Below are 11559 nucleotides of genomic sequence, written 5' to 3' on the forward strand. Positions count from 1 at the left end.
AACATCCGAGGATCGGGAGATCGGTTATGCGTATCGAGGACTACGGGCTCATCGGCGACCTACAGACCGCCGCTCTGGTCGGCGGCAACGGCGCCATCGACTGGCTGTGCCTGCCCCGCTTCGACTCCGCGTCGTGCTTCGCCGCCCTGATCGGCGACGAACGGCACGGCCGCTGGATCCTGTCCCCGGCCGGTGAGGTCAGGGTCAGCGCCCGCCGCTACCGTCCGGGGACGCTGGTGCTCGAATCGGACTTCGAGACCGCCGACGGCATGGTGCGCATCATCGACTTCATGCCGCGGCGCGGTGACGGTCCACCCCGGGTGATGCGGATCGTCCAAGGTGTGCGCGGCCGGGTTCCGATGCGGATGGAGCTGATGATCCGCCCCGACTACGGGGCCAGTGCCCCCTGGGTCGAGCCGGCACCGGACGGAATCCGCGCCACCGCGGGACCGGACACCTTCCGCCTCAGCACACCCGTGCCGCTGCACATTGGCAACGGCACCGTCGGGGCCGAGTTCGTCGTCACCGAGGGTGGTCGGGCGCGGTTCACCCTGTGCTGGCACTCCTCCTTCACACCCGCACCGACGATCGAGGACGCCGACTCGGCACTGGCCCGCACCGAGGCGTGGTGGCGGGAGTGGAGTGGACGCTGCACCTACTCGGGCCCCTACCGCGACCAGGTGCTGACCTCCCTGATCGCGCTCAAGGCGATGACTTCGGAAAACACCGGCGGAATGGTCGCCGCACCAACAACCTCCCTGCCCGAGGACATCGGCGGGGTGCGGAACTGGGACTACCGCTACTGCTGGCTGCGCGACTCCGCGCTCGCCCTCGAGGCGCTGCTCGCCGCCGGATACACCGACGAGGCGCTCGCCTTCCGGGACTTCCTCACCCGGGTCGGCACCGGCGACCCGACGAAAATCCAGATCATGTACGGAATCAGCGGGGAGCGGCGCCTGACCGAATTCGAACTCGACGGCTTCCCCGGCTACGAGAACTCCGCACCGGTCCGGGTCGGCAACGCGGCATCCGAGCAGTTCCAACTCGACGTCTACGGCGAGGTCGTCGCCATGCTGTTCGCCGGTGCGCAGATCCTCGGCCGGATCGACCCCCGGCGGTGGCCGCGCTGGCGGACGGTGATCGAACACATCGAAACCATCTGGCGCCAGCCCGACGACGGCATCTGGGAGGCCCGCTGACCACGCCGACACTTCACCCACTCCAAGGTCATGGCCTGGGTGGTCTTCGACCGCGCCGTCCGCCTGGCCGAACGGTTCGAACTCCCCGCCCCGATCGAGCGGTGGGCCCGCGTGCGCGACGAGATCCACCGGGAGGTCTGCGAACACGGTTTCGACACCCGCCGGAACACCTTCACCCAGTACTACGGGTCCACCGAGCTCGATGCGAGCGTGCTCACGATCCCGCTCGTCGGGTTCCTGCCCGGCACCGACCGCCGGGTGAGCGGCACGATCGACGCGATCACCCGGGAACTCGGCCGCGACGGGTTCGTCTCGCGCTACTCCACGGCACAGACCGACGACGGACTGCCCGGCGACGAAGGGCAGTTCCTCGCCTGCTCGTTCTGGCTGGTCAGCGCGCTGGCCCTGAACGGGCGCACCGACCGGGCGCGGGCCCTGTTCGAGCGGCTCACCGCTTTGTCCAACGACCTGGGCCTCCTCGCCGAGGAGTACGACGTCGGCCGCCGCCGGCAGGTCGGCAACTTCCCCCAGGCGTTCAGCCATCTGACCCTTATCGGCGCGGCCTACGCCATCGCCGGCGCCGAAGCCGATGGGGACGCGCGAGAATCGGCGGCCGAAGTCCCCCACGTGTCGATCAGAACGCGCGTCGTCCAGGTCGTTTCCGACACGTGACCCTCGGTGCACGAAGGGAGAATGTCGAGACGAGGTACCTGATTCGGTCGACCGGACCGAGTGAGGATCGCAGGAATGAGATGACGACGGTTCCGATTCACCCGGTGTTTCGACGCACCAGATGACGCAGGCATGAAGTACCGGTAGACATTTCGTGAAGCGGACCGAGTGTGGGGATAACGCGCCCACACTGAGTGGGGGAGTGGGATCAGTGGGCCTCGATCGCGAAGCTCGGATTGACGATGTCGCTTCCTCGCTGGCCTCGTCGACGGAAAGGGCGGTTTCATCGTGGATGTCGCAGATGAGGAAGGCCGGCCCGCGGCTTCGCGCTGGCGGTCGGCGACCCATCCTTTCCTGTACGAGATCAACACGTGGCCTTGGCTGCACCGGCTGAGCACCGACCACGGTCGCCGCGTCCATCTCGGGAGTGTGCCCGACGAGCAGTGGGATGCCATCGCCGACCTCGGTTTCGACGCGGTGTGGCTGATGGGCGTATGGGAGCGCAGCCCGGCGGGCGTGACCATCGCGTTGGCCAACGACGACCTCGTCTCCACCTTCGCGGCGACGCTCGGCGACTACACACCCTCCGACGTCGTCGGATCGCCGTACTGCGTCCGTGACTACGAGGTCGACTCGAATCTGGGCGGTCGGGCGGGTCTGGCGTCCGCGCGGGCAGCCCTCGCGAGGCGGGGACTCGGCTTGATCCTGGACTTCGTCCCGAACCACGTGGCACCCGACCACCCCTGGACGGCAACTCATCCGGAGCTTTTCGTTCAGGGCACCGCGGCGGATCTGCGGCACGACGCCACGTCGTTCGTCGATGTCGCCGGCCGAGTGCTGGCCAACGGGCGGGATCCCTACTTCCCGGCGTGGCCCGATGTCGTACAGCTCAACGCCTTTTCGCCGGATCTGCGGTCGGCGGTGGTGGAGACGCTCCGTCGCATCGCCGACCAGTGTGACGGCGTCCGATGCGACATGGCGATGCTCATGATGAACGACACCTTCGCCCGAACGTGGGGCGCCCGCGCCGGCGACGCTCCCGCCGACGACTACTGGCCGACCGTGATTCCCGCGGTGCGCGCGAGCCACCCGACGTTCCATTTCATCGCCGAAGCGTACTGGGACCTGGAGTGGGCGCTGCAACAGCAGGGCTTCGACTTCTGCTACGACAAGCGCCTCTACGACCGCCTGGTCCAGGGGGACGCCAAGCAGGTGGCCGGCCATCTCCTCGCCGACCTCGACTACCAGGAGAAGCTGGTGCGCTTCATCGAGAATCATGACGAGCCACGGGCCGCGATGGTATTCGACCCGGAACAGGAGAACGCCGCAGCGGTGGCGACGCTCACCCAGACCGGGGCGCGTCTGGTGCACGAGGGCCAGATGGAGGGCCGGCGCGCACGGCTACCGGTCTTTCTCGGGCGCTTCCCCACAGAGCCGGCCGACGCCGACCGGTCCGCGTTCTACCGCTCGCTGCTGACGGCACTCGGCGACACCACGTTCCGCACCGGTTCGTGGAAGCTGTGCGACCGCTCGGGCGGTAACGAGAGCGTCGAGAATCTGGTGGCGTGGTGCTGGGACGGCAACCGCCGATGGCTGGTCGTGGTGAACCTGGGCCCCGACACCGCGGTCGGCTACGTGCGCGTGCCGTGGCACGACCTGCGAGGAGTGCCGTGCCGGCTCGTCGACCCCACCCACGACGCCGTCTTCGACCGTGCCGGTACCGACCTCTGTGACGGGCTGTACGTCGAACTCGGTCCGTGGCAGTGGCACCTGTTCCGCATCGACTCCGCAGAGGAGCACCCATGAGCAAGCATGCATCCCACGGACGGACCACGGCGGAACACGCCCGCCTCGCCGAGGCCACCGGGCGCGCCGAAGACGACCTGTTCGCGGCGAACCCGTGGTACGAGTGGGGTCCCTACCTGTCGGAGCGGGCGTGGGGCACCGTACGCGAGGATTACAGCGACAGCGGCGACGCCTGGGGGTACTTCCCCCACGACCACGCCCGTTCACGCGCCTACCGGTGGAACGAGGACGGCATGGCCGGGCTGTCCGACATCCACCACGACCTCTGCCTGGCGCTCACGCTGTGGAACGGCGCCGATCCGATCCTCAAGGAACGGATGTTCGGTCTCACGGGCCCGCAGGGCAACCACGGCGAGGACGCCAAGGAGTACTGGTGGTACCTCGAGGGCCTTCCGAGTCACGCACTACTCCAGTGGCGGTACCACTACCCCCAGGCCGAGTTCCCCTATCAGCAGCTGATCGACGAGAACGCACGCCGCGGCCGCGGCGACTTCGAGTTCGAACTGCTCGACACCGGGGTGTTCGACGACGGGCGGTTCTGGATCGTCGACGTCACCTACGCGAAGGCCGGTCCCACCGAAGTGCTGGCCCGCATCACCGTCCACAACCACGGATCCGAAGAGGCCGACATCGACGTCCTCCCCACGGCATGGTTCCGCAACACGTGGCGTTCGTCCGGAAGCGCCGAGATCCCCGGGCTGTCCCTCGACGGGGACGCCGTCGTCGTCGACCACCCGCGCCTGCGCGGGTATCGGCTCGAGGCCGCCCCCGCGAGCGACGGCACGCGGCCCGAACCGTTGTTCTGCGACAACGAGACCAACACCGCCCGGCTGTTCGGTGCGGCACCGATCACCCCGTTCCCGAAAGACGGCATCAACGACCACATCGTCTCCGGCACCGACACCGTCAACCCCGGCCTGCGAGGAACGAAGGCGGCGTGGCGCTACCACCTGACGGTTGCCGCCGGGGAACCCGTGGAGCTGCGACTGCGTCTGTGGCGGCCCGAGTCGACCAGCCCCGCACCACAATCGGTGACGTGGTCGACGACCGCCTTCGACAACGTCCTCGCCCGCCGGCACGCGGACGCCGACGAGTTCTACCGCGCCCTCGCCCCGAGCGACATCGACCCCGAACGCATGCGGATTCTCCGGCAGTCGTGTGCCGGTCTGATCTGGAGCAAGCAGATGTATCCGTATCGGATGGCGACCTGGCTCGACGGCGATCCCGCCGAACCGGCTCCACCATCGGGACACCGGAACGGTCGCAACACCGGGTGGCGGCACCTCGACTCGTTCGACCTCCTCGCGATGCCCGACCCGTGGGAATACCCCTGGTTCGCCGCGTGGGACCTCGCCTTCCACACGGTCCCCTGGGCACACCTCGATCCTGCCTTCGCCAAGTACCAGCTCATCGTGCTGCTCAAAGAGTGGTTCCTCCACCCCAACGGCGCACTCCCCGCCTACGAATGGAGCTTCGACGACGTGAACCCGCCCGTTCACGCCCTGGCCGCACTGCGGGTATTCCTCATCGACGGCGCCGAGGACGTCGCGTTCCTCGAACGCGTCTTCCAGAAACTCCTGCTCAACTTCACGTGGTGGCTCAACCGCCAGGACCCCGACGGGAACAACCTCATCGGCGGCGGCTTCCTCGGGCTCGACAACATCAGTCCCCTGGACCGCTCCCACCTCCCGGCGGGGGTACGACTGGAACAGGCCGACGGGACGGGGTGGCTGGCCTACTACTCCGCCGCCATGCTCGTCCTCGCCCTCACCCTCGCCGACAGCAACGACGTCTACGAGGACATGGTCGTCAAGTTCCTGGAGCAGTTCGCGCTGATCAAGGAGGCGCTCGACGAGTCGGGGCTGTACGACACGAACGACGGATTCTTCTACGACCGGCTCGTCGACACCGAAGGGAACGCCACCCCGATCCGGGTGCAGACGCTGGTCGGCGTGATACCGGTCCTGGTGGCGGTGTCCATTCCCGAGCGCAATTCGGAACGAGCGCAACGGCTGAGCAAGCGCTTCGCTCGCATGGTGCGCGCAAACGGAGGCAGCTCGGATCAGTCGTGGCGGGTGCGGGCCGCCGACGGTGAGCGCCGACTGCTGCTGTCGGTGCTGACAGAGCAGCAGCTCCGGACCGTGCTCGCGACCCTCTTCGACGAAGGCACCTTCCTCTCACCGCACGGGCTGCGCTCGCTGTCCAAGCAGTTCGAGTCGCCGTACACCCTGCCGGGCACACCGGATGCGGTGATCGACTACCAGCCGGCCGAGTCCCGCACCACGATGTACGGCGGCAACTCGAACTGGCGGGGTCCCGTCTGGTTCCCCGTCAACTACCTCGTGATTCGGGCGTTGCTGCAATACGCACAGTTCTTCGGTGACGACTTCACCATCGACTACCCCACCGGTTCGGGGCAACGCCTCACCCTCCGGCAGATCGCCGACGACCTCGCCGACCGCCTCGTCGGCATCTGGCTGCCGGACACCGAAGGAAACCGGCCGGTGAACGGCGGCGAGAAACTACTCCAGACCGACCCCGCATGGAAAAATAACCATCTGTTCTACGAATACTTTCACGGCGACAACGGTGCCGGCCTCGGCGCGTCCCATCAAACCGGCTGGACCGCGCTGGTGGCCGATCTGATTCTCGACCGGCCCGGCCGCAGTGCATGGAAGTTCGGATCCGATTCCGCATCCCCCGCCCCCGAAAACCCCGCGACTGATCAACCTCCCTGTGATCACTGTTCGAGCTGAGGGAGCGACGACTCATCAGGGTCGCTACAGCTGCACTTTGGCCAACACCCCGGGCGAGAACGGGTTCGCGTTCGGGCTGCTGTACGCACTCGAACTACAGGCCGCCCAACGGGGCCCGGGCGGACGCCGCACGTCTGGTCCGCTGACCACCCACCGCGCCTGGTTGTGAGCTCGGGTTTCCTGCCGCTGCACGCTCGGCCGGACCGCTGATCGGCCAGGTCGAATGCTCGGTGGGCGGGATCGGCGGCGGCTGACGCGGGTAGTCGTCACCGACCTCGCGTGTCGCCGGTCGGTGCCTGGCCCGGATCAGTGCCCCCATAGGTGCGACGCCCGGAGTCGTCGTTCAAGGCCGGGTTCCAGGTCGAGACTGCCCAGATGACCACGACGTCGAGGGCGATGATCACCAGCGACCACACCGGGTAGTACGGCAGCCACAAGAAGTTCGCCAGAATCGAGACCGCGGCAACGATGATCGCCGACACCCGGGCCCATCCGGCGCCGGTGAACAGGGCGAGGCCGACGATCGCGACGACGGCACCCAGGACGATGTGGATCCAGCCCCAGGTGGTCAGGTCGAACTTGTAGACGTACTCCACCCCGGCCACGAACACTTCGTTCTCGGCGACGGCGGCGATGCCCTGGAAGAACTGAATGATGCCGACGGTGACCATGATGACGGCCGCCGCCATCGAGGTGCCGCCCGCGAAGCCTTGTTTTGCCGAGGGATACTCCGACACGGCTGTCCCCTTCCCGCGCAGATCCGATTGGTTCAGTACCACGATTGTCCGCCGCACCGGACAGTCTTCGCCGGAAAACCCGAATTCCCGCCGGACGCCACCGGCGACGAGCAATGTTCCTGGTCAACGAGATACTTTCCGGCCGGTGCCATCTTGACGCCGCCGATCAGCGGGGCAGACGATATTCAACATGACTGGCGACGACGAAAGTCTCCACGTCGAACAGGTCATCGGGCGGTTGATCGCCCGGTACCCGTCCGTCTCAGCGGGGGACATCGAACACACCGTGCGGACCATCCACAAGCGCTTCGACAACGGGCGGATTCGCGATTTCGTTCCGCTGCTCGTCGAGAAGGCGGCCCGACGGGACCTCGAGAACCACCCCAGGGCCGCACCCGGCGTCGCTGCACCCGGCGTCATCGCATCCGACGCTTCGGTTCTCGGTGAGATCGGCGGGAGAGGACTTTCTCCCCTACCCGCCCCGATCCTCGACTAGAACACTGACGGGTGACCGGGAGGCGTGCCCGTGCCCGGCCGCTCCGCTCGGTCCCAACCGTGCTACCGAGAGCAACCAGATGACCCACCTTCACGCTTCGTCCACGAGCGCACCGCATCACGCGATTCCCACCGGCCGGGTGTTGAGCACGCCGGAGATCCTGCAACGGATCCGGGCGATGTACGCCGACCGCGGCGACCCCGGCTCAGCTGACCCCGACCAGAAGCCGTCGCCCACCTGACCTGCACGTATTCCTGCCCCCAGCCGCGACCCGACACAGGTGTCGCGGTGCACCCCACCGAATCCGATGCACGACTCTCCCCACGCCCGCCTCGCGGCCTCGCCGACGATATCCGATCCCGTGGCCTGACCCCAGCCCGCTCGACTCGTGGTGGCGGCGGGTGATGTCCGACAGCAACGAGCCGGCGCACCCGAGGTCCGCTCTCGCACTCGGGGTCCGGCCCCACGACCCCCGCGACAGGCTGAAACCGACAGGGGACGCGCTGTTTCCGTGAGCCGGTCGCGCGGAGTCGGCGTGTAATCGCCACCGCGCGTCTGGGTTCCCCCCGAGGTGACACTGGTGTCACCAAGAGAGGCGGTGACCGGTCACCGTCCCGCGTCCGACTCGGAGGCGGTCGGAAAGGGGCTGGGGCCGAGGTCCAGTGTGAGGGAGGCCGGGCGCAGGCCGATCTCGGCCCAGGTGGTGGTGACGGTCAGTGACCCGGAGCGGGGATAGGTGCCGATCCAATACATCGGGGTGGTCCGGTACGGCCCGGATCCGTCGGACGGGGGTTCGCTTCGGTGGAGTGGGTCCGCGGGGCCGTCGAGGTCATCGGCACTCACCCGCACGGCCAGGTACGACCACTGCGCCGACCAGTCCTGCGGGTCGGTCAGCGGGCGGGTTTCGTAGCGGGCGAAGTCGGCCCGGATCCCGGTCACCCGCATCGCCAGTTGCAGCAACAGCCCGGAGGCGAACGCGGTGACCGCGGACAATTCGAGGGCCAGGTCCTTCTCGGCCACGATCGAGGTCGGTGCGAGCACACGAAGACCACGGTCGGAGGGCGGCGTGATGGCCGGCCAACGGTGGCGGCGCATGCCTCATCTTCGCACCACTTCCGCCCGCCGTGGTAGGGAACGGACACCCGGGGGGTGATTGCTGCTACGACGGTGCGGCACACTCCCGCAACGCATCCGGCGCGCCGGTACGGGTGAGCTGGTGACGGCTTCCCGAGCCGAACCGGCACCCGGCGGCGGTCGCCGAGCTTCGCGGCGGCGGATTCCGTACGCGTACACCGATTTGAGCAGAGTGGCGTCCCGCATCGCCGCGGTCGCACCCTTGCAGTGGTGCGCGCGGATCTGTTCGACGTGCGCATCGGCCGCGTCGAACATTGCCTGGATCTCGTCGTAGGTCAACGGCCGCCGACGCGGGTCACCCTCCTGCTCGGTGACAGGCACGATCGAGTTTTCCTCGTGCAGCAGCTGTCTCGGCGCGACGCCGAACCGCTCCCGACATTCCTGTGGCCACCCGTAGTGGGGATCGGTGACGTAGTCGAGGAACATTCGCAGCGTGATCTCGTAAATCCGCGCCGTCGACACCACGATCGGTTTGGCAACGACAGTGGCGATGAACTCCTCGAGATCTGCGCACTGCCAGTTCCACGGATAGTCGTTGGTGAATTCGGCAAGCCGTGGCAGCAATGCGCGCCGCTGCTCGATCGTCGCGGGCTGGAGGAAGCGGGCACCCTTCTGCATCGCCCACTCGTCCATCCGCCGTGTCGGCCGCGATGCATAGAATGCATCATTGCGGCATGTAAGGCAACACCCAAAATGTGAGGTCGAACAGCCGCAACGCGACTGCGTTCCTCGCATCGGGCCTACGGAAAACGCTGTGACTGCGTCTCACTTCGACAGCGTCGAGTGCGTCATCGGATGCAATTCCGCCTAGTTCAGACCGTAGACATCGTCGGCGACACCGCAGTGATCCACGGCGTGAACACCCTCACCGAGTCGGGCACTGTGCTGGCCCGAGAACGCTTCACCGATGTGTTCATCCAGCAGAACGGAACCTGGATGGCACTGTCGGCGCAGGAGACCGCGATCTGACCTTCACCTCGCGCCGGTTCGCGGCTCAGGCGGTGGCGGGGACCAGCTCGGCGATCAGGGCTTCGACTCGCGCCTTGATGTCGTCGCGGATCGGACGAACCGCGTCGACGCCCTTGCCTGCCGGATCGTCGAGCGCCCAGTCCCGGTAGCTGACCCCGGGGAAGACGGGGCAGGCGTCGCCGCAGCCCATGGTGATGACCACGTCGGAGGTTTCGACGGCCCCGGGGGTGAGGACCTTCGGGGCTTGGTCGGAGATGTCGATCCCGATCTCGGCCATGGCCTCGACTGCGGCGGCGTTGATGGTCTCGGCCGGGGCGGACCCGGCGGAGCGGACCTCGATCCGATCACCGGCGAGGTGGGCGAGGAATCCGGCGGCCATCTGGGAGCGGCCGGCGTTGTGAACACAGACGAACAACACGCTGGGCGTGGTCATGAGAGTGAGCCTTTCGTGGCGGACGGGGGCTTCGCGCGGAACCGGGAGCGCAGCGCGAGCGACACGTAGACCAGGCCGACGAGGACGGGAACCTCGATCAGCGGTCCGACGACTCCGGCCAGGGCCTGCCCGGACGCGGCGCCGTAGGTGGCGATGGCGACGGCGATGGCGAGTTCGAAGTTGTTGCCCGCGGCGGTGAACGCCAGGGTGGTGGTGCGTTCGTAGCCCAGACCCATGACGGCGCCGAGCGCGTAGCCGCCGCCCCACATGATCGCGAAGTACGCCAGCAGTGGGACCGCGATCCGGACGACGTCCCACGGCTGGGACGTGATCCTGTCACCCTGCAGCGCGAAGAGGATCACGATCGTGAACAGCAGTCCGTAGAGCGCCCAGGGCCCGATCTTCGGGATGAACGTGGTTTCGTACCAGGTGCGACCCTTGGCCTTTTCGCCGAAACGACGAGTCAGATAGCCGGCAAGGAGGGGGATGCCCAGGAAGATGAGCACCGACTTCGCGATCTGCCATGGCGAGGTGTCGATGGTGGTCTGCTCGAGGCCGAGCCAGCCGGGCAGGACCGAGAGGTAGAACCAGCCGAGCACGGCGAACATGATCACCTGGAACACCGAGTTGATCGCGACCAGCACGGCGGCGGCCTCCCGGTCGCCGCACGCGAGGTCGTTCCAGATGATGACCATGGCGATGCAGCGGGCCAGACCGACGATGATCAGGCCGGTGCGGTATTCCGGCAGATCCGGGAGGAGCAACCAGGCGAGGGCGAACATCAGGGCGGGTCCGAGCACCCAGTTCAGTACCAGTGAGCCGACGAGGAGTCTGCGGTCGCCGGTGACGGTGTCGAGTCGGTCGTAGCGGACCTTCGCGAGCACCGGGTACATCATGATCAGCAGGCCGAGGGCGATCGGCAACGAGATGCCGTCGATCTCGACGGCGCTCAGGGCGTCCCCGAGCCCGGGAATCATGCGGCCGAGCAGCAGTCCGGCGACCATGGCGACGCCGATCCACACCGGCAGGAACCGGTCCAGGGTGGAGAGTTTGCCGACGACGGCGTGATGTTCGGTGGCGACCTCGCTCACTGGTGCACCATCCTTGTGTCGGTGGTTTCAGATGGACTGCCGATGCACCCGAGGTGCCGCCGGGTCACTGCCCTGCTCGCTTGACGCGATCGATGTCCGGCATGAGTTCTGCAGGACCCGGCGGTCGCCCGGGCCGCGCCGACCGTCGACAGGGCTGAGCGCCACCGAGCGCCGAACAGTGAGCGAACCGGCTGCCGCGTCCCGGCACCGCACGAGGGTGCCTCCCCACTGGGTCTAGCAGCGAGGAGGCTGACATGAAGTCTGCC

The 11559-nt window shown here is 67.5% G+C and carries 11 protein-coding genes and 1 pseudogene; 7 read left to right on the forward strand and 5 right to left on the reverse strand.

Translation table 11 applies throughout. From position 1 onward, the window contains the following. The first annotated feature begins 26 nt into the window (after positions 1 to 26). From ACFVJ3_RS33205 to ACFVJ3_RS33220, 4 genes and pseudogenes are all read left to right on the forward strand, one after another. Positions 27 to 1871: pseudogene (locus tag ACFVJ3_RS33205) on the forward strand (glycoside hydrolase family 15 protein). Positions 1872 to 2159: 288 nt separating this feature from the next. After that, positions 2160 to 3677, forward strand: coding sequence for an alpha-amylase family glycosyl hydrolase (locus ACFVJ3_RS33210; protein WP_378456102.1), 1518 nt, complete (start codon positions 2160 to 2162; stop codon positions 3675 to 3677). Next, positions 3674 to 6433: a glucosidase gene (locus ACFVJ3_RS33215; protein WP_378456103.1), complete on the forward strand. Its 2760-nt coding sequence runs from the start codon at positions 3674 to 3676 to the stop codon at positions 6431 to 6433. The genes ACFVJ3_RS33210 and ACFVJ3_RS33215 overlap by 4 nt, the downstream gene beginning before the upstream one ends. 37 nt (positions 6434 to 6470) lie before the next feature. Further along, positions 6471 to 6602 (forward strand): hypothetical protein, encoded by a 132-nt coding sequence (locus ACFVJ3_RS33220; protein WP_378456104.1) that lies wholly within the window; start codon positions 6471 to 6473, stop codon positions 6600 to 6602. A gap of 97 nt (positions 6603 to 6699) precedes the next feature. On the opposite strand, the gene ACFVJ3_RS33225 is transcribed toward ACFVJ3_RS33220, so the two are convergent. Further along, positions 6700 to 7170, reverse strand: coding sequence for a hypothetical protein (locus ACFVJ3_RS33225; protein WP_378456105.1), 471 nt, complete (start codon positions 7168 to 7170; stop codon positions 6700 to 6702). 190 nt (positions 7171 to 7360) lie between these two features. Here ACFVJ3_RS33225 and ACFVJ3_RS33230 point away from each other — a divergent pair, with 190 nt between their 5' ends. Together ACFVJ3_RS33230 and ACFVJ3_RS33235 are read left to right on the forward strand one after the other, a co-directional pair. Then, on the forward strand, positions 7361 to 7666 hold the full coding sequence (locus tag ACFVJ3_RS33230; protein WP_378456106.1) for a three-helix bundle dimerization domain-containing protein: 306 nt from the start codon (positions 7361 to 7363) through the stop codon (positions 7664 to 7666). A gap of 79 nt (positions 7667 to 7745) precedes the next feature. Beyond that, positions 7746 to 7907, forward strand: coding sequence for a hypothetical protein (locus ACFVJ3_RS33235; protein WP_378456107.1), 162 nt, complete (start codon positions 7746 to 7748; stop codon positions 7905 to 7907). A gap of 365 nt (positions 7908 to 8272) precedes the next feature. Here the strand turns inward: ACFVJ3_RS33235 and ACFVJ3_RS33240 are convergent, their stop codons facing one another. Then, positions 8273 to 8761: a hypothetical protein gene (locus tag ACFVJ3_RS33240; RefSeq protein WP_378456108.1), complete on the reverse strand. Its 489-nt coding sequence runs from the start codon at positions 8759 to 8761 to the stop codon at positions 8273 to 8275. Positions 8762 to 8764: 3 nt separating this feature from the next. After that, positions 8765 to 9418 (reverse strand): hypothetical protein, encoded by a 654-nt coding sequence (locus tag ACFVJ3_RS33245; protein ID WP_378456109.1) that lies wholly within the window; start codon positions 9416 to 9418, stop codon positions 8765 to 8767. 102 nt (positions 9419 to 9520) lie between these two features. On the opposite strand from ACFVJ3_RS33245, the gene ACFVJ3_RS33250 reads away from it, so the two are divergent. Next, a complete protein-coding gene (locus ACFVJ3_RS33250) occupies positions 9521 to 9769 on the forward strand; it encodes a DUF4440 domain-containing protein (RefSeq protein WP_378456117.1) in 249 nt (82 codons plus the stop codon). A gap of 25 nt (positions 9770 to 9794) precedes the next feature. Here ACFVJ3_RS33250 and ACFVJ3_RS33255 read toward each other — a convergent pair whose 3' ends face one another. Next, the gene (locus tag ACFVJ3_RS33255) at positions 9795 to 10202 is read right to left on the reverse strand and encodes an arsenate reductase ArsC (protein ID WP_378456110.1); all 408 of its coding nucleotides are present in this window, start codon (positions 10200 to 10202) and stop codon (positions 9795 to 9797) included. Next, positions 10199 to 11293 carry an ACR3 family arsenite efflux transporter gene (arsB, locus tag ACFVJ3_RS33260; RefSeq protein ID WP_378456111.1) on the reverse strand — a complete coding sequence of 365 codons (1095 nt, stop codon included), beginning with the start codon at positions 11291 to 11293 and terminating at the stop codon, positions 10199 to 10201. The genes ACFVJ3_RS33255 and arsB overlap by 4 nt, the downstream gene beginning before the upstream one ends. Positions 11294 to 11559 lie beyond the last annotated feature (266 nt).

Origin of the sequence: Rhodococcus sp. NPDC127593 (genome assembly GCF_042671975.1) — a bacterium.
Lineage (GTDB): Bacteria > Actinomycetota > Actinomycetes > Mycobacteriales > Mycobacteriaceae > Rhodococcus_F.